The organism is Paenibacillus massiliensis subsp. panacisoli DSM 21345, assembly GCF_000426545.1.
GTDB classification, from domain to species: domain Bacteria; phylum Bacillota; class Bacilli; order Paenibacillales; family Paenibacillaceae; genus Paenibacillus; species Paenibacillus panacisoli.
Genome location: NZ_AUFO01000031.1, coordinates 47,330 through 65,482 on the forward strand (window position 1 = coordinate 47,330; position 18,153 = coordinate 65,482).

General features: G+C 46.5%; 19 protein-coding genes, 1 rRNA gene and 1 riboswitch. Of the genes, 2 read left to right on the forward strand and 18 right to left on the reverse strand.

The window, feature by feature from the left end; genetic code table 11:
• Positions 1 to 2 precede the first annotated feature (2 nt).
• From rnmV to K331_RS0120115, 4 genes are all read right to left on the reverse strand, one after another.
• Complete coding sequence (gene rnmV / locus K331_RS0120100; RefSeq protein ID WP_028591681.1) at positions 3 to 548, reverse strand: ribonuclease M5; 546 nt, start codon at positions 546 to 548, stop codon at positions 3 to 5.
• Positions 549 to 726: 178 nt separating this feature from the next.
• Positions 727 to 1,881 carry a 3D domain-containing protein gene (locus K331_RS0120105; RefSeq protein ID WP_028591682.1) on the reverse strand — a complete coding sequence of 385 codons (1,155 nt, stop codon included), beginning with the start codon at positions 1,879 to 1,881 and terminating at the stop codon, positions 727 to 729.
• A gap of 276 nt (positions 1,882 to 2,157) precedes the next feature.
• A riboswitch (cyclic di-AMP (ydaO/yuaA leader) is annotated at positions 2,158 to 2,354 on the reverse strand.
• Positions 2,355 to 2,548: 194 nt separating this feature from the next.
• Positions 2,549 to 3,340 (reverse strand): TatD family hydrolase, encoded by a 792-nt coding sequence (locus K331_RS0120110; RefSeq protein ID WP_028591683.1) that lies wholly within the window; start codon positions 3,338 to 3,340, stop codon positions 2,549 to 2,551.
• A 148-nt stretch (positions 3,341 to 3,488) separates the two neighbouring features.
• Positions 3,489 to 4,778, reverse strand: coding sequence for an HD domain-containing protein (locus K331_RS0120115; protein ID WP_028591684.1), 1,290 nt, complete (start codon positions 4,776 to 4,778; stop codon positions 3,489 to 3,491).
• A 346-nt stretch (positions 4,779 to 5,124) separates the two neighbouring features.
• Between K331_RS0120115 and K331_RS0120120 the strand changes: the two genes are divergently transcribed.
• On the forward strand, positions 5,125 to 5,379 hold the full coding sequence (locus tag K331_RS0120120) for an AbrB/MazE/SpoVT family DNA-binding domain-containing protein (RefSeq protein ID WP_018888060.1): 255 nt from the start codon (positions 5,125 to 5,127) through the stop codon (positions 5,377 to 5,379).
• A 227-nt stretch (positions 5,380 to 5,606) separates the two neighbouring features.
• Here K331_RS0120120 and rsmI read toward each other — a convergent pair whose 3' ends face one another.
• The 10 genes from rsmI to K331_RS0120170 form a co-directional block, all read right to left on the reverse strand.
• The gene (gene rsmI, locus K331_RS0120125; RefSeq protein WP_028591685.1) at positions 5,607 to 6,488 is read right to left on the reverse strand and encodes a 16S rRNA (cytidine(1402)-2'-O)-methyltransferase; all 882 of its coding nucleotides are present in this window, start codon (positions 6,486 to 6,488) and stop codon (positions 5,607 to 5,609) included.
• Between the two features lie 2 nt (positions 6,489 to 6,490).
• Positions 6,491 to 7,246, reverse strand: coding sequence for a tRNA1(Val) (adenine(37)-N6)-methyltransferase (locus K331_RS0120130; RefSeq protein ID WP_211237348.1), 756 nt, complete (start codon positions 7,244 to 7,246; stop codon positions 6,491 to 6,493).
• 102 nt (positions 7,247 to 7,348) lie between these two features.
• Positions 7,349 to 7,723 carry a DNA replication initiation control protein YabA gene (gene yabA / locus K331_RS0120135; protein ID WP_028591687.1) on the reverse strand — a complete coding sequence of 125 codons (375 nt, stop codon included), beginning with the start codon at positions 7,721 to 7,723 and terminating at the stop codon, positions 7,349 to 7,351.
• 27 nt (positions 7,724 to 7,750) lie between these two features.
• Positions 7,751 to 8,551: a PSP1 domain-containing protein gene (locus K331_RS0120140; RefSeq protein WP_028591688.1), complete on the reverse strand. Its 801-nt coding sequence runs from the start codon at positions 8,549 to 8,551 to the stop codon at positions 7,751 to 7,753.
• Between the two features lie 158 nt (positions 8,552 to 8,709).
• Positions 8,710 to 9,687 carry a DNA polymerase III subunit delta' gene (gene holB, locus K331_RS0120145; RefSeq protein ID WP_028591689.1) on the reverse strand — a complete coding sequence of 326 codons (978 nt, stop codon included), beginning with the start codon at positions 9,685 to 9,687 and terminating at the stop codon, positions 8,710 to 8,712.
• Positions 9,688 to 9,847: 160 nt separating this feature from the next.
• Positions 9,848 to 10,291: a YaaR family protein gene (locus tag K331_RS0120150; RefSeq protein WP_028591690.1), complete on the reverse strand. Its 444-nt coding sequence runs from the start codon at positions 10,289 to 10,291 to the stop codon at positions 9,848 to 9,850.
• Positions 10,292 to 10,531: 240 nt separating this feature from the next.
• Positions 10,532 to 10,861 (reverse strand): cyclic-di-AMP receptor, encoded by a 330-nt coding sequence (locus K331_RS0120155; RefSeq protein ID WP_018888067.1) that lies wholly within the window; start codon positions 10,859 to 10,861, stop codon positions 10,532 to 10,534.
• A gap of 207 nt (positions 10,862 to 11,068) precedes the next feature.
• Positions 11,069 to 11,713: a dTMP kinase gene (gene tmk / locus K331_RS0120160; RefSeq protein ID WP_028591691.1), complete on the reverse strand. Its 645-nt coding sequence runs from the start codon at positions 11,711 to 11,713 to the stop codon at positions 11,069 to 11,071.
• A gap of 186 nt (positions 11,714 to 11,899) precedes the next feature.
• Positions 11,900 to 13,498, reverse strand: a complete 1,599-nt coding sequence (locus K331_RS0120165; RefSeq protein ID WP_028591692.1) for an aminotransferase class I/II-fold pyridoxal phosphate-dependent enzyme — start codon at positions 13,496 to 13,498, stop codon at positions 11,900 to 11,902.
• Positions 13,499 to 13,983: 485 nt separating this feature from the next.
• Positions 13,984 to 14,169, reverse strand: a complete 186-nt coding sequence (locus tag K331_RS0120170) for a sigma factor G inhibitor Gin (RefSeq protein ID WP_028591693.1) — start codon at positions 14,167 to 14,169, stop codon at positions 13,984 to 13,986.
• Positions 14,170 to 14,419: 250 nt separating this feature from the next.
• Between K331_RS0120170 and K331_RS0120175 the strand changes: the two genes are divergently transcribed.
• Positions 14,420 to 14,941: a hypothetical protein gene (locus tag K331_RS0120175; protein ID WP_018888071.1), complete on the forward strand. Its 522-nt coding sequence runs from the start codon at positions 14,420 to 14,422 to the stop codon at positions 14,939 to 14,941.
• Between the two features lie 309 nt (positions 14,942 to 15,250).
• On the opposite strand, the gene K331_RS0120180 is transcribed toward K331_RS0120175, so the two are convergent.
• The 4 genes from K331_RS0120180 to rrf all read right to left on the reverse strand — a co-directional run bounded on the left by K331_RS0120180 (position 15,251) and on the right by rrf (position 18,151).
• Positions 15,251 to 15,994, reverse strand: coding sequence for a DUF3600 domain-containing protein (locus tag K331_RS0120180; RefSeq protein WP_028591694.1), 744 nt, complete (start codon positions 15,992 to 15,994; stop codon positions 15,251 to 15,253).
• Positions 15,991 to 16,749, reverse strand: a complete 759-nt coding sequence (locus tag K331_RS0120185; RefSeq protein ID WP_226383649.1) for a sigma-70 family RNA polymerase sigma factor — start codon at positions 16,747 to 16,749, stop codon at positions 15,991 to 15,993. Before K331_RS0120185 ends, K331_RS0120180 begins: the two co-directional genes overlap by 4 nt.
• Before the next feature lie 248 nt (positions 16,750 to 16,997).
• A complete protein-coding gene (locus tag K331_RS0120190) occupies positions 16,998 to 17,441 on the reverse strand; it encodes a hypothetical protein (RefSeq protein ID WP_028591696.1) in 444 nt (147 codons plus the stop codon).
• 593 nt (positions 17,442 to 18,034) lie between these two features.
• A 5S ribosomal RNA gene (gene rrf, locus K331_RS0120195) occupies positions 18,035 to 18,151 on the reverse strand.
• Positions 18,152 to 18,153 lie beyond the last annotated feature (2 nt).

Consider the following 18,153-nt stretch of genomic DNA (forward strand, 5'->3'; position numbering starts at 1 on the left):
CATCACAGTCCTTCACCTTCAATTTTACTTAATGCATCCAGGAACTCCTCCCGGCTAATCTGAAATACCGTTAGCCGCTTATGGAGCTGCTTTCCGTTACAATATCCGATCCCTAATTCGTTACCCAGTGCCATCCGTCTGGCTGAGGCCCGGGGATGGGTGATCAAGCCTGCCTCAATCAGATCGCTCCAAGCGATCGTTGGCTCCGCCTCGTCCACCGTCGTGCGCACACGCTCCAGCGCGTGACGAATGGCTTCGGGAGAGGCATTCTCCACTCCAATATCTCCCTTGTGCGTCGCCTCGGACTCGGGGATGAACGCCTGCTTACAGCCAGGCACCTTGGAGGTAATAATCTTGCGGATACGTTCTCCCGCATGATCCGGGTCCGTCAGCACAATAACGCCTCTGCGTTGCTGGGCAAGGGCTATTTTTCGTATGGTCATCGCATTAATGGCGGAGCCTCCGGTCTCGATCGTATCCGCCTCTACTGCCCGCTTGATGGCTACTGTATCATCCCGTCCCTCCACCACGATAACTTCCTTAATCATCTCGTGTCTTCCTTCCTGAATAGGCGCCACGGCACGAAATGCATTCGTATGGGCTCCTACGTACATATGAACAAACAAAAAATAAGAAGAGAGTATTCACCCTCTTCTTAAGTATACATAATCTTGCTCTTATACTATCCTAATGGACACCTGTAATACAAGCTATGTCCAGAAGACACTAGTTCAGTTCTGGCTTCACAGGTCCGATGACATATACGGTAATACCTGACTTGCGCCCGAAGTTCAGCGCGTGGTTCAGATTATCGTAGTACACGTCAATCTTGTTGCCTTTAATGGCTCCGCCCGTATCCTCTGCACGACGGAAGCCTAATCCCTCAATATAGACCCACCAGCCGATCGGTACTACATTCGGGTCTACTGCAATCGTGCGGCCCTCGGTTACGCGTGTACCGGAAGCCGTACGTGTACCAATGCCAGGCTCCTGAGAGGAGTACGCTGTCATGGATACATTGTTGAGTACCTTTTTATATTTAAAATCAATTCCAGCTTTACTTACGACATTATTGCCCGTGCTTGCTACGCTAGCACTTGCCGTCTTGGCATTAGCTGGTCCCGTGGAGGCTGCGAGCACCACTGGCTTCTTCGTGCCGACTGCAACCACTCTGTCGACCCGATTCGTGGCTACCTCTTTGCTGACCATCCGTTTGGAGATGAGTACACCGTCATGGTACTCCTTCTCGATATTCTGAATCATAACTCCAGCCTTGCCGCTACGAAGGACGCGATTGTCCCCCTTGAACAAGCTTGGGTCGGCTGTCTTAATGACCTGAAACGGAATCTCGGCTTCCTGCTCAAGCGATTGCGTCGTTACCCGAACGATTTTTATATCCATGTTAGACGAAACTTGGGTATCGAGTGCCGGGGTGACAATGTCCTTGGAGGACACTTTATAACCCAGAGATTTCACTGCATCCCCAACTGTCTTCTCAGTGGTGTATAGTGTCTTGCTCTGATGATCAGCCGTGATTTGCACAGGTGCAGCACGCTTAATCACCACTTCGTCCCCATCCTGAATTGCCCCATTCAGTGGCATGGAGATCATGTCATGCGGTTCGAGAGTAATATTTTCTTTCTGCAGCAATTCATGCAGCAGCGCTTCGCGTGTCTCCAAGGTGACAGCCTCACCATCAATAACGAGAGACACCTGCTTCTTGTCTTGAATGTACACCAGAATAGAGATCATGGTAATTAATGCGACTAGAAAAAGTGCAACCAGCGTAGTCCGATTGATTTTTCCATACTTCCATCGCAACGCGTAAGACATGCTGGATGAGCGTGACTCATGGGTCTCCCCTTTTTGGAAAATGCCCACTTCTCCGTCCCTCCTTACATAGCCTCGCCGTCTGGAATGATGCAAACTTGAAATAGACGCGACTATACCAGATTTTCTACAGGACCACCTCGGAACTTCCCGATGTCCTGCATCATGTTCCCGTCTTCGCAGCATGCGCCATCTACATCAACTTCAAGACTGTAGATTGGACATCACTCCCGAACATAGGCCACAAGCAAAAAAAGCCAAAAAAAGAGCAAGAGAGCTCTTTCGTGGCTTCCACCGATGACTGATGCGGAAATTCATGCACGAGGTTGCTTCTCTCTTGTTACGCTTACGGGGTTAGCTGTCGGGTTCGGACGTAGAGATCGCCCTAGTTCCAGTTATCCGCTCATGGCGGACACCTTCACATTCACCCCGAAGACCCAAAAAAGAAATCGATGCACAACTGACAGACAGCGTGCGATTCGGTTCCCCCGTTCTCCAGGTTGGAGACTCAGCGAGACTGGTTCACGAAGTGAGTTGCTTCGATCACGACTTAGGACCTAAATCGCGAACAACAATTCACTGTTGAAATGATATCCTGTTTGTAACCATGTTGTAAAGCGGCTTTCAAGTGTGTTTTTCTAAATAATCGGTTAAAATATTGTAATATTCTCGATTTTACTGCAACAAATTCATGATTGTCTTCGTCTATCTCTTTTTTTCAGCTTGTTTTCTCTTCCTTGCTCACAATGCCAAATCGTTCCAGTCCATTTTTGGTAGTAATTTCAGCCAATTCCTCCAGTGAAATCCCCTTAATGTCAGCTGCTGCTTCAGCCACATATTTTACATATGCGCTTTCGTTTCGCTTTCCTCGGAACGGATGTGGAGTCAGGTATGGAGCATCCGTCTCGATCAGTAAGCGATCCAGTGGTACCTTTTCTAACACTTCCTTCGGTTGACGTGCATTCTTGAATGTAATCGGTCCCCCGAAGGAGAGATGAAAGCCCATGTCGAGGCACAGCTTCGCGGTCTCCCAGCTACCAGAGAAGGAGTGCATGATTCCGCCGACATCTCCTGCCTTCTCTTCGCGAAGAATTTTGACAATATCCTCATGTGCATCCCGATTATGAATGACAATTGGCATGCTAAGTTCACGGGCCAGTCCAATCTGCCGACGGAGCACCTGCTGCTGAACGTCCTTCGGGGAAGTATCCCAGTAGTAATCCAGCCCAATCTCACCGATAGCTACTACCTTATCATGCCTGCACAGCTCCGCGATCCACTCCAGATCGCCATCCTTCATATCAATAGCATCGACAGGATGCCATCCAATAGCGGCGTAAATGAAATCGTACTTTTCGACAAGCTCCATAGTCGTTGGGATCGTCTCACGATTAAAACCGACATTAACCATACGGGTGACACCAGCCTCGACAGCCCGTGCAATGACTTGCTCTTGATCCTCTTTGAATTGGGAAGCATCTAAATGTGTATGTGTGTCGAATAATTGCATGACTGACTCCTTTCCATATTACAGCACAGCACTTACAGCAAAGCGCTCAAATATTCAGACAAGACTCATCGTATTTTTTCTTTTTTTCAATAATTTGCAATAATCAGTTTTAGGCATGGCCGTTTACAATTTATAGACAAATGGGTGATCATTTAACAAATAGCTTTTGAATATCATGCGGTAACCGATCTTTGACGGCTTCCAGCTTCATATGCGGGTAATACAGATGGTACTTGCCGCGATGAATGCCGCTGATGGAGCGTACAATATCAGACACCTCCGATATTTCTCTTACGGTGTCTTCTCTGCCCAGCAGCAGAATTTGATTCTCGGTCGAGCCATTCTTTCTGAACACATCATAAGGAAGATCGGTCGGAAAATCAATTTCCAGGTCATAATCGGGGTTCAGCCCTACATCACGTAATGCTTCACGAATATGATCGACCTTATCCATATCCAGACATTCCAGCTGTATATATTTATACAGTCTGCGATCCAGGAACCGGCTGCACAGATCACTAAGAATCGGGTCATCCTCGAATCTCCATTGGTTAAAGGTCGTCTGGATTAACGCCTCATCGAGCATTAAATATTGCTGCACGGTCACATGACCATCAATGAGCTGCGGAATCGGCTCCAGCATGAACTTGAAGCGGTAGTCCTGATAGCGTAGCTCCTTCAGTCTTCTGAAGATTTGACGCAACAGTATTTCAGAGCTACGGGTCACTGGATGAAAATAGATCTGCCAGTACATCTGGTATCTGGACATGAGATAATCCTCAACCGCATGCATTCCTGACTCCTTGACAACAATCCTGCCCTGATGAGGACGAAGAAGCCTCAGGATACGATCCAGATCGATCGTTCCATAATTGACACCTGTCATATGGGCGTCTCGCAGCAGATAATCCATCCGATCGGCATCCAGTGGACTCGTGACAAGGTTCACGACGATGGGCTTATCGTAATCCTTAGAAATGACGGCTGCTACCTTCTCGGGGAAATCAGGAGCTATATCCTTCAGAACTTTATTGATCTCTGTATCGCCGAGTACAATCCGACATGTCCAATCCTCATGATGCATCTGAAAAGCTTCTTCTATAGAATGCGAGAATGGACCATGTCCCACATCATGGAGCAATGCGGCACACAGAGCTACTAGCTTCTCTTCCTTGGGCCAGTCCGGATAATCACCGCGTTCGAATTGGGAGATAATCCGCCGTGTAATCTCATATACCCCTAAAGAGTGTGAGAATCGGCTATGCTCGGCACCGTGGAAGGTCAGGTAGGAGGTTCCTAGCTGTCTTACACGGCGAAGCCTTTGGAATTCAGGTGTGTTAATAAGCCTCCATATGGCCACTTCCTGAACGTAAATGTAATTATGTACAGGGTCCTTGAATACTTTTTCTTCTGTCAGAGGGTTTTGGAATCCACTCATGAGGTATCCACTCCTTTAACTCTATTTTATTCCAAAAACTTGATTACACAACATTCACCTGTTTTATCACTATTTTCTTGTCAATTTCGACATAGGATGTCGAATAGTGTCGAATTATAGATTTTTCTTGTTTCCAAATCGACAAATTCAGCAAACTGCGATTTTAACTGTTTTTTCTGCCTATTCAGCGAATTTTCAGTTGTTTTATTAGAAATTTTAACCTTTGTCGTTATTTTATAGGTTGACTGTTTTGGGAATGGTTGGTATAGTGTATATCATAAAAGATAAAATAATGTCGAAACTTGACACTTATACTTTTGATACGGCGAGAGGAGCCTGATGATCTATGATGAAATCTACGGGTATTGTGAGAAAAGTTGATGAGCTTGGACGCGTTGTAATTCCAATCGAGTTGCGTCGTACGTTGGGTATTGGGGAGAAGGACGCTCTGGAAATCTATGTAGATGGAGAGCGCATTATGCTCAAAAAATACGAGCCTGCCTGTATCTTCTGCGGCAATGCCGAGAACGTTACATATTTCAAGGGTAAAATCGTATGTAATGAATGTATTTCTGAAATTCCAACACCTGTGACAAAATAAGATTTATAGTATATAATTAAATTATACCTATTGTTAATTCTAACCTTTTCATATCTCCTTGTTGCCTTCCACGGGTAAGAACCCACTCGTGGAAGGCCTTTTTTTGTCTAAGGAGCATTTGGGGGTTGGATAACTGCCCTGAATCATAGCAATCGTACAAATTCCCCTCGTTCACGATAGAGTGCCCTCAGTGTAGACTCTTCATTTCACACATTCCTGTCACCGGATTACAGCAGTGCATTGTATACGTCTCGCTTGGAGATCGATCGGTCTGAAGCTGTACGCTTCATGGCCTCTTTCCGGTTCAGCCCTTGCTGCTCATATTGCGCCACATGCTCAGCCAAGCTCAGCTCCTGCCACCAGGCCTGGCGCTCTTGCTCCTCGGCTTCCTCACTCTTCCCCTCCAGCACCAGGCAATATTCGCCCAGTGGTGGATGCTCTTCCAGCCACTGTAGACATTCCTCGGCTGTTCCTCGCAGCCATTCCTCATGTCTTTTCGTAAGTTCACGTGCTAATACGACTTTTCTTGCACCAAGCGTCTCCTGAATCACTCCAAGTGTCTTGGCAACTCGATGCGGGGATTCGTAAAAGAGGACCGTACCGTGGGAGGCTCCAAAGGACTGCAGTAGCTCCTGAAGTTCCTTGCGTTCACGAGGGGGGAATCCAGCAAAAGTAAACCGATCTGTATCAAGCCCTGAGGCAATCAATGCAGACAATGCCGCATTCGCTCCGGGTATCGGTACGACCGAGATTCCAGCATCTAAGGCCAGCTTCACCAGATCCGCTCCTGGATCAGAAATCGCTGGTAGCCCGGCATCACTCACAAGGGCCAAATTTTTTCCTTCTATTATATATCTAATTAGTTCAGGCCCACTTGTTGCCTTATTATGCTCGTGATAGCTGAATAGCATCTCTGGTGATATGTCAAAATGTGTAAGCAGCTTTCGTGTCTGCCTCGTGTCCTCCGCCGCAATAATATGACATTCCTTCAACACCTTCACCGCTCGAAATGTCATATCATCCAGATTGCCGATCGGGGTGGCCACAAGATAGAGTATTCCCTGACCCTGTTCCCCATCCAAAAAGCTTTTTTGCACCGTAGCAGCCATACCTATTCCTCCTTCTGCCCTGTATAGATCTCCAGCATCTCTGGTGTGTACTGATTTCTGCCCTCACCTTCATACGCAATGAGTGGCGGAAGCAGCCGTACATCTGGCTTGCCATCCCGTAATGCCTCGATCAAGACGATATTTGCCTCTGCCTGAGGCCGAGGATGCACGAATCGAATTCGTTTGGGCTCCAGACGATACTCACGCATTAAGGAGATGATCTCCCCCAGCCGCTGTGGTCGATGTACCATTGTTACTTTTCCACCCGTACGAACCAGCCTTGTACAAGCCTGGATGACTTCCTCGAGGGTACAGTGCAGCTCATGGCGTGCGATGGCTTCATAGATATTAACCTTGAGATCGCTACCATTCAAAGGCATGTAAGGCGGATTCACCGTAATCGCATCATACACACCATGTCCGGTAACCTCGACTAGCTGACGAAGATCACCTTCACGAATCGTTATTACATTCTCTAGTCCGTTCAGAGCTACACTCCGACGGGCCATATCTGCAAGTCGTGGTTGAATCTCGATGCCTTCAATCTGTGCCTGTGTTCGAGTCGTTAATAAGAGCGGCACAACCCCGTTGCCTGTACACAGGTCGAGAATCTTCCCTCTCTTCGGAATACCTGCAAATCTCGCTAGGAGTACAGCATCCATAGAGAAGCTGAATACTTCCTCACTCTGTATGATTCGAAGATCATGTGTCAGCAAATCATCAATTCGTTCAGAGTCGTTAAGCGGCTCATTCATCATCAAACGTTCCCTTCCTTTTCTGCAATCCTCATGCAATATGTCTAGTGCAATTGTTCTGTTTCCTTACAAAAAAACCGTAGGCACGTGTCCTACGGCTTGATGTTATTTATTCAAAAATGACAGACAGAATAGGCAGTCGCCCTCGGTTCGTAAATGTCCGTAATAAACATTGCATATATGAAAGCCTTCATGATACAGTCTCGCCAGATTATCGTACCCCTCACCAACGACTTCTCCTTGCACTTCCTCTGTTTTGATCAGGTGTGCCGGATGGTCCGATGTTGTTATACGTTCTGGTTCCTCCGTATGTGTATGGTCTCTCAGCATCTTACGCAGCTGTTCGTTTTCAATCGTCAGTCGCTGATTCTCTTCAAGCAGCTCTTTTACGGCCAGCTTCAATTCACCAAGATCACTGTACATTTGCCCCATTTGCGTCTCCAACTCGAGAATACGCTCGAAAACATTTATTTTTTCCAAGATTCCACCCCGAAGCCACCTAATGGTTTACTTGATGACTACATCATCCATTGGAAGTTCCTTGACTTTACTAATCTCAAAAAGCTGTACGTGAACAGTTCGATGACCTGCATTAATACCTACTACTTTACCTTCTCCCATGGAAGTTACGACGAGCTTGCCGACTTGAGGAAGCTCTTCCTTCGCACTCTCATAATTATCATGCTCAAACTTGAGGCAACACATCAGCCTTCCACAAAGACCGGATATTTTGGTTGGATTCAAGGACAAGCTCTGATCCTTCGCCATCTTGATGGATACAGGCTCAAAGTCGCCAAGCCAGGAGGAGCAGCACAGAATACGTCCGCAAGGCCCAATCCCGCCCAGCATCTTAGCTTCATCCCGCACACCAATCTGTCTTAGCTCGATCCGTGTACGGAAAATGCTAGCCAAATCCTTGACCAGCTCCCGAAAGTCAACACGCCCCTCAGCCGTAAAGTAGAAAATAATCTTGTTGCGGTCAAAGGTGAATTCCACGTCCACGAGCTTCATTTTGAGTCCATGATCCTTGATCTTATGAAGACAAGTTCCGAAGGCTTCCTTGGCAGCCTGTCTATTCTCCTCTACAATCTGTGCATCCGCTTCGCCAGCTAGCCGAATGACCTTCTTCAGGGGAAGCACGACATCGGAGTCATTCACTTCCTTCTTGCCTACAACAACCTTACCATATTCGATACCGCGCGCCGTCTCAACAATTACACAGTTATCTTTTTCCAGCGGAAGCTCGAGCGGATCGAAATAATACGTTTTGCCCGCTTTTTTGAAGCGAACACCCACTACACTGTACAAAAATAAACCCCCTTGTGTGCCACTAGAACCTTGCTTGGGGACATCTTAGCTGAACGTGCCACGGGCACAATCTCCCATATTCGGTATGCGAGGGACAGGCCTTGCTCATGCATAACCTGCCCGTAGCGCAGTCTCGGACCATCGGCGCTGGATCTGTCTCATGATGGGGACAGACCGATCATCAGCTGCTCTACACAAAGCTGACCGTTTACATGGAAACGGAGCTTTCTTCTGCACTCCGCGGCCAAATCCATATAAGAGACCCATTGTTCGGTACTGCGGGTGATTGCCAATTTGGAGATCATCTCCAATTGATCTATGAACACAATGCTATCGTGCCTTCCATACTGGAAGTGCAGCATATCCTTGAACTGCAGGTGAAACAAATGAAACAGGATGTCAAGATGCTCGCCGAGCCCGGCCTTGAACACCTTCTGTTGAGCCAAAATGACGGAGGAACTCCCTCTACTCAACGACTCCTTTACTAATTGTAACATTACATTTCTAATTTCTGCAAACCAATTCTGCTGGAGAATTTCTCTACTTGTTTCCAATCCAGAAGCAATATGAACCGCACATCTGACAAGACTTGCTGAATAGCCCTCCCCTGTCAGTATTTGCTGCATAAGGTGCGGATTCAGAGCAGAGAACGGTACATGCTGGGTCCGTGAATGTAGCGTAGGGAGTACGGCTTGTCCATTGTCGGTCAGCAAAATACCCACCGTAGGCAGCTGTGGTTCCTCCAGAAATTTCAGCAGACTGTTTGCAGCCTGTGTCGTTAACAGATCCGCCTGCTGAATGATATACACCTTCGGATGCTTGCTTTCCGAGCGATACGAAAACGAACGCTGCAGCTCTCGAACCTGATCGATCTTGATGCTGTTGCCATCTGGAGCAATGATGTGCAGGTCGGGGTGATTGCCATGCTCTACCTTTCTGCATTCCAGACACTCACCGCAAGCATCATCGCTTAATCGCTCGCAGAACAACGCTTTGGCGAAGGCCATGGCCATCTGCAGCTGTCCGCTGCCTGCTGGACCATGGAACAGATAAGCATGACTAACCGCTCCTTTGCGAAGCGCGTGCTGCAGCATACTCTTCGGCAACTCTTGACCTATTATATCCTGAAAAGACATATTGCCTCACTTTCCAAACCACGAATCGTTATGATTTTACCTGTGAAAACCTATAACTCAAATTATCTTAAAAAACAATCTGCCGACTGTAAAGTCGACAGATTATATTATGGGTCGCTATTTGCTTAGGTTATTATACACTTGAGGTCTGTTGCTTTACTCAAAAAGTCAGATTAATCAGCATACCACGAATTTCCCCAACACCCTGAAGGAGCTCAATCTTCCCCTGCTCTGTATCTAGCAGCTCCTCTGCCATCCGCAGCAGAATAGAGTCTACTTCATCAATGAGCTTATAACGCTTGCTGCGACCGCGACGATCCCAGCCCTTGGTATCCTTCATGGATACCCCTCGGCGTACAGTCTCCTCCAGAAATCTCTTCACCAATACTTTGTAGGCCTTCAATTCACGCACAGTCATGGAGCGGGCAAGCCGATCTCCTTGCATCTGAATTTCCTTGAATTGTCGACTTAATTCTTCTTGTGAGGCTCGCTCTCCACTATGCTTCATCATATCTGAGAAGCTCTTGCTTTGAACGGGCTTGGTATTCGTATCACTTGGAGCGATACCGCTTTGTAATGGGCGATAGCCCGGATTAATTTTCATAATGAACCTGCTTTCTCCTGCTCGGCTCATCGAGGTATCTGCAGGCTAACCGGCATAGCCGAGCTGCAAGCTGTAACTATCTTGAGCACTAATCAGGCACGGCACCATAGCATCGCCGCAGAATGTATAGCTCCATACATCACCATCAATACCTGACCTGTTCAGCAGGCCAGCCATTTCCAGTCACGGAAGAGCAGATACATATATTATCGTCATATTGTACTGACAATTGTAGTATATCTAGAAGTGTTCAAAACGATCAACCGGAAGAACGAATACCGTGGCTCCACCAACCTGAACCTCTACTGGCAAAGGCAAATAAGAGTCTGTTGTTCCACTCATAGGAGTCACCGGCGTCACGAGCTGTTCTCTCACCTTACAGCTATTGCGGATTACGCTCATAACAGACTCGACCTGACTGTCGTCCACTCCAATCATGAATGTGGTGTTGCCAGCACGTAGAAATCCACCGGTACTTGCCAGCTTGGTTGCACGAAAATTAGCTTTTACCAGTCCGCTGGACAGTCTGTTGCTATCTTTATCCTGAACAATGGCAACAATCAGTTTCATCCTGAATTCCTCCCTTAATATCGGTTACTTCAATGAACAAAATATAATCTTCAGGTCAACGCCAGGGGCGTCCATCCCGAACAAGAGAACGGCAATCCAACATGATACGCAAGGCCTCGGATGGTTATATCTATTGTTATGCCATACTTACTACCTGCTGCCACATGCTATGCCCTGTTATTTAATATTTTCTTTGTGCATATAGAGTTATTCGAGAAAAGTCGGCAAAATCCTCTTTTTCAGGTGCTCATAGATATCATTTGTCACATCCTCTATAGACTGGGATGCATCAATCACACATATGCGCTCAGGATTCTGTTCTATGAGAAGACTATACCCTTCCTTCACCATATAATGGAACTCAAGACCTTCACGATCTAGACGGTCCCGATCACGCTGATTGCTGGCAATTCGGGTGAGTCCCAGCTCGGGCTCAATGTCCAAATAATACGTTACATCTGGCTGCCGGGCGTTTGTTGCGAACTGATTGATCATACCTACCTCTGTCATACCTATTCCGCGTGCGTGTCCCTGATAGGCCATACTACTGTCAACAAAGCGATCGCACAGGACCATCTTTCCTTCCTCAATGGCAGGCTCTACTCGTTCCACCAGATGCTGTCTACGAGCAGCAGCATACAGCAATGCCTCAGTCCTGGCATCCATTGTCGTGTTGGCTGTATCCAGAATAACGGATCGGATCTGCTCTGCGATCTCAATCCCTCCCGGCTCTCTTGTAGCGATGACCGGATAGCCTTCCTCCTGCAGTCTCTGCGCAAGGCATCTGATGACCGTAGTCTTGCCCGAGCCCTCGCCTCCCTCGAATGTAATGAATCTGCCTTTGCCTTTCATATCATACCTGCTTTCCCTGGATTGCTAACTCTGTAGCTATGACATAATGCTATTTATAATTTTCCCTACGCTATTGTCTGCACAACCTGTATATTCTGAACCTAATATTTCTAGACAGGTTCACTAGCATCTTGATCAGACAAAATGTGGGTAAAGATTCTGCAAGCGGAGACTGGTTAGCATTCGTTAATCTGTCCCGTCACTAAACACACGGATCGTCCTCATACTCGGATCTGCAACTCCTTGGCACTTAGCTCCTGCATTCTGAAGCTTCATTAACCGCTCCACCATCTCGGCTTGTATAGTCTCTCCCGGATATAACAATGGAATCCCTGGCGGATAGGGGATGACCATCTCTGCAGCTACACGCCCACTACACAGCTCCAAGGATACGCTCTCCACCTGCTCCTTTCTTGGTGGCTGCAAATGAAATTGGATGGGTGGAGAATAATTCAATACACGCAAATTGTTCCACGTGGAAACTTCATGATCCTTCTTCGGTATGCCTTTACTTCCTACACCCACCTGTAAAGGTAGAGCAGACTCCGTCTCCAGATCCTCTAGCGCCTGCAGCAATCGTTCTGCATCCTCCTTTACAGATGCCAGTGTGAACAACAAGACCACATAACGTTCCGTACTCATTTCTGGAATACAGCCCTGCTGCTCTAACTTTTCTTGCAGCTGATAGCCACTCCATACGCCATGACGATCATAAATAACAATTTTGAACGGGTCCTGTGTAGAATAGCCTGGAATGCTTTCCAATAACGGCTCCAATCCCTGCACTTCTGTTTCAATAGTCTCCCCTGATGGAGGTACAGAAACGGTGCCGTTCACGTTGACTGGCTCTAGCAGCCCAAAGCGCGTCAAGCCTGCCCACCCTTCATGGAACACACGTATAGCCTCCATGCCCTCTTGGAATGCTTGCTCACGATGTACATGAACATACCGCCTAGCCAAATCAAGTGAGGCCATGATTGGATAGGACGGACTAGAGCTCTGAAGCATGGCCAGACGTTGACGCAATAACTCACGATCAATCCGTTCACCCTGAATATGTAGCATGGCTCCCATTGTCATAGCAGACAGCATTTTATGAGTGGACTGTACTACCCCATCTGCACCCGAGGCCAGCGCAGAAGCAGGAAGCTGGGGGTGAAGACCATAATGCGCTCCATGTGCCTCATCTACAAGCAAGGGTACCCCCATCTGATGGCATACCTCGGCAATCGCCGCAACATCAAGACCCATTCCATAATAGTTAGGGACGGTAATCAGCACGCCCTTAGCTTCAGGGTATGCTGCGAGAGCACTCCTTATTGTAGAATCCACCGGCGCTGATGCCAGTTGGCTAATAGGATCGATATAGGGCTCCATAAATACGGCCCTGGCCCCTGCGAGCATAAGGCCATGAAGCACAGACTTATGCACATTTCGCTGGACCAATAAAATATCACCAGGCTGGCTGCATACCGTCAAGATTAAGGCCAGATTGCCTGATGTGCTCCCCCCTACCAGGAAGAAACTCTCCTCCGCACCAAAGCAATCTGCTGCAAGCTGCTGTGCCTCTAGTATCATTTCTTCCGGATGATGCAGATCATCCATCCCGGTAATCTCAGTGACATCAATGGACATCACATCCTGAAGCAAGCGAGCTCTCTCATCTTGCCTATACAGTTGACCATTCTTATGTCCTGGCACATGAAAAGAGGCTCGTCCAGCTTCTCTATAATGAAGCAAGGCATCCATAATCGGAGCCTGTGCCTCCTTCGCTTGATTCGTCATATTGTGGGTTCCTTCCAGACGCAGCAAATTCCTGTAGTCCCTGCAACCATACTGCGAATAGCCATACTAATATTTTATTCTATGAGACACCATACCTGAATTAGCTACTTATATTGTATCGCAAACACATCTTGAATCCTATCCTACATTGCCATCACAGGACAACAAAAAAAGGCCATTACAGGCCTGATTTTCTTCGATATAATATATTAGCAGCTTATATACATGTTCATCATTCACATGAATACAGCAATTTAATACTCTTCACAACAGATAGTTCGCTCTATCATTCGTTAGTAAATATTTCATTTGTATCTATAGCTAGTCAATCATTGCTCCAACATCATTGCTATCCCTATTAAAGGGTATTGTATTGAACAAGCTAGTGTATTGAATAAGTCATTGTGTTCAACTCTACATATTGCATTATGCAAAACGCCAGTTCTTCTAATCCAGAGAGCTAATTCTTCTAATCGCTACTCTGATCACGCGTTCTTCTGTACCCAAATCTGCTTTAACTGATGAATAAAAAAATGATATTTGGCATCAGCAGCATCCGTGTGTACCATTTCAGATTCGCAGTCATCACAAATGAATTCCGACATAATAAAGATTCCTTCCGCCTTGGGTTCATTACAGATGATGCATCGGCATTCCAATTTATCATACATGATTTATCCCACCCTTACATCTTCTTTTACTATCAGTATGATACAGTTTCTATTATTTTAAACCTTTTCATAGCCATTTCAACATTTTTATACAGCCTATTCCTACTGGCGTCCCGAGGTGTCTGTACCTAAAAGCCTATTCAAAAAAATACCTGTTGTAGCCGATAATGTATAGGAAAGCACCTTCATTTCTCTTCACCCCTATTTTTTGCATGATTGATATTCCGTATGAATGAAAAGGACTGATTGAATGGCAGAGATTCAGGGTACCAAGGCCACCTATTATCACTATCAATTGATTAAGAAGATTAATATCCATCGTCAAATGTTGTGGAGCTATTACTCCCTGCCCATCATCATGCTTGCGTTCCTTCTGGTACTAACCTGGACGAGCTTATTCTTGTTCCTGTTAGCCCTGCCAGTCATGATGTGGATTCACTTTGTGGTGTCCAGCTTGGTTCTTTATGTAAGCGGCAACTCTTCACGCAAGCGCTGGAAGTACAGCTGGAAATTCCCATGGCAGGGCTACATGCCGGAACAGTACATTAAGTATGTTTTGTTCAACCGCATGCAATTTCACATGCTCTGGGCAGGATTTTTTATCACCGCCGTATTTCTACTCTGGTCACCACCAGTATTCACAATCTCACTGATCTTCTGGCATCTGTGGCTGCTGGTGCCCCGACTCTACACATTGATTCAGCTGCGTCGGGAGCGGAAGGACGGCATGCTCAAATTCAATCCAGGCGATGTGTCGTACTATCAGCAGTAAGACTACCTCTGAAATACATAATTGTGCAAGACACGTACACACACTAAGTGCACTACACGGAATGTACTACACTAAGAGCAGCTTCTATTTGGGCTAACAAACTAGAATTTATCTGGAGCCTATGGAATGCAGCTAAGAGGGCTTAGGGCTATTGTAGTAGCGTGATCCCTAATCTTCCTCCTGACAGAAGTACAAGAAGACTCCATACCACTATACGTGGCATTGGAGTCTTCTCCTTTCAATCTCTATTTTCAATTCCTTCTCTAATATTTTCACATGACCGATCTTTTTTTATACTGTCACTCCTGGCTATTGCATCCCCAACTGCTGTAGATAAGGGGTTATGCGTTCTCTTAAATGCTTCAGCTCTTGCTTCTGCTCTGGTGACAAGCGGTCTTCGTGAAGGCTCTTATCTTGATCTACTACAATAGCCTCATATTGCTTCATTTGTGTAAATAGAGACGTGAACTCAGCGTAATCCTCAGAGGAGAACTGTTGCTTAGCCTGCTCCAGCGTCTCTTGCCAAATACGCTCCTCAGCTATAATCGCTTGTTGAGCCTCGGCATTCGATAGCTTATCGAAGTAGGGCTCTAGCTGCTCAGCTAACTGGTTATACACCTGTTGATCCTCAATACTCCAATCCTCTGGGTGTAGCTGTCCTCGAAGGTCGGCATGTGTCAGAGCGAACTTCCCGAATTCCAACAGCACTTCCATAAATGCCGCGAACTCCTCAGAGCTTAGCTGCTCTTGTGCGACACGCAGTTTAGCCTCTAGTCGCTGGTAATCCGACGTTGTCCCTCCGATGGCTGTTATATTCTTCTCAGAGCCATAGATGTAATCAGCTAGATACGTATAGCCAGCATATGCCCCTGATGGAATGATAAGTACAACTGCTACGACCACAGCCACCAGCCAGTTCGCTCGTTTTCTGTTAGGTCGGGACTCACGCTGTTGTTGAAGAGACTTGAGCATATTGTCTCTGGCTTCCGCTCTGATCGTCCACTGTCTGGTCTCCTCCTGGTAAGCATGCTGCAATTCATGTTCCAACTTCATATCATATCCTCCACTCTTTTCTTTCTATAGATCTCCATTGTCTGATGCTTCTGGCGCAGCTTGCGGAGTGCAGCATGAATACGTGACTTTACGGTTCCGAGCGGAATGTCCAGGATCGCTGCTATTTCCTCCTGGGTGTATTCATTTAGATAGTGCAGTGTAATCACCTGCTGCAGCTTATATGGTAATCTTCTTACCTGATCCATCAGTGGCTTGAAGGACAGCCTATGTACCAGATCACCCGCGAAATCATACTCCGTAGTCTTATCACTTTTTCTTAGCCGCTGCATGAATCGGAACTGAATCAGCTCACGCCGCCGATAGTTCTGAACCTGTCGCATGGCGATTCCCATGAGCCATGGGCGAAAGTCGCAATCAGTATTAAATCTCTCCAATGATCGATAAGCTTGAATAAATATCTCCTGCACAAGATCCTCGGCCTCAGTAGCACTCTTAAGCAAAAACCGCACAGTACGATAGACATCTGCTACCGTAAGCTCATACAGCTCCCCATAAGCTGAGTAGTCTCCGGTTCGTGTTAGGTATACCAGCTCCTTACACCTGGCTTTCTGTTCCTCTCTTTGCCTATCTCTGTGACTCCTAACCTCGATCTGCTTACTAACTTCTAAATCCTTGTTCACTTCTGTCCCCTTCTTAGTTTTTTTCTCCTTGTTAGCTTCTGTCTCGGTAATAACCTCTTTCCCTTCACTAATAGCTATCTCCTCGCTGCAACCATTCTCTCTGCCCTCCATCATTACCCCTCCTTCCCTCACACCTTATATTGGTATTGCTCACGAATATCGTTCGTTTTTTTCTTCATCCTCCGAATAAACCAAAAAAGCCTATCTCCAGCAATTTGAACAGAACCATGTTCTACTGGAAATACGCTTTCTCGTTCACTCACTGTATGTCATTAAAAAAATCCCTTCTGCCTGTGCAGTAAGGGCTTGTTCCATGTCGATCTATAAAGAGTTGTAGCAAGCATGTTAATGGAAGGGCTGCTCTAGTAAGAATCTATGTCCGGGTCGTCATCCGAGCTTAAATCCTGTACATTAGCGGTTGACTTGGTGTCTTTAGGAACAAGTAGCGTGAAATAGTCGTCATGAACGGATAGATGCACAATTTGCTTATCCTTCAGAAATACTCGTTGGGAAGGTGCAGACTGCTCCTCCTCCTCTTTCCATCCCCAAGCTGCAATCTCCTGCAAATATGGAGTTGGAATATCATCAGCCTCTTTCATACCTGGCAGGGCGTAACGCACAAAGTCCATATCCGAATTTCCGTTTGCACGATCAGTCTTGTTAGCTTCCTTGGGTACAGGAAAGGTCTTCACATTGGCTGCTCCCTCAAAAGCCGTCCAGGAGGGTTCCTTTGCCCCACATCCGATAACAAGCATAGACGCGACGCTTATGATGAATATAAGGACCAGCCATCTATATTTGCGCATGGTGTCTCCTCCTTATTACCTACTGCGAACTTCAATCCTCTATGATCAATAGGATAATCGTAGGAATACTTCATATACTTCTGTGCACTTTTACATTATAACCAACTCATATCTCTTTTCCGTAACAAAAATGTTACCTTCCTTTTGTTAGAAAATAGCTTTAATTAACTGTCAGTCTGTCCAAAGTCAAATTATCTGTATAATCTGCCCAAGTAGTCTGCTTCGGAGATACGCCTGTACATTTATAAATCTATGCTCGGCCTTATGTTAAGTACTATCTCAACAAAAGAGTACGACTATCCGGGGATTCCAAGGCTAATTGACGACTATCCTGAAATAAATGCTTTGAAAGATATTTGGACTGCAACGATGAGCACATGGAGTATCACACCGCTGTATAATCATATTATGGGGGAGGATTAGCCTTATTAACTACGGCATCACTCTTTACTCTTCATGTGTACCTTCTAGTAGGAAACGATCAGATAACAACTGCCTACTTCTTTTTAACGAAGAGCAATTCGCTCTGAACCAATAGTTGTACTCGACACTACACAAAAAAACCACCACCGAAAATCGGTAGTGGTTCTTGTGCTTGGCGGCGTCCTACTCTCCCAGGACCCTTCGGTCCAAGTACCATCGGCGCTGGAGGGCTTAACGGTCGTGTTCGGGATGGGTACGTGTGGAACCCCTCCGCTATCGCCACCAAACG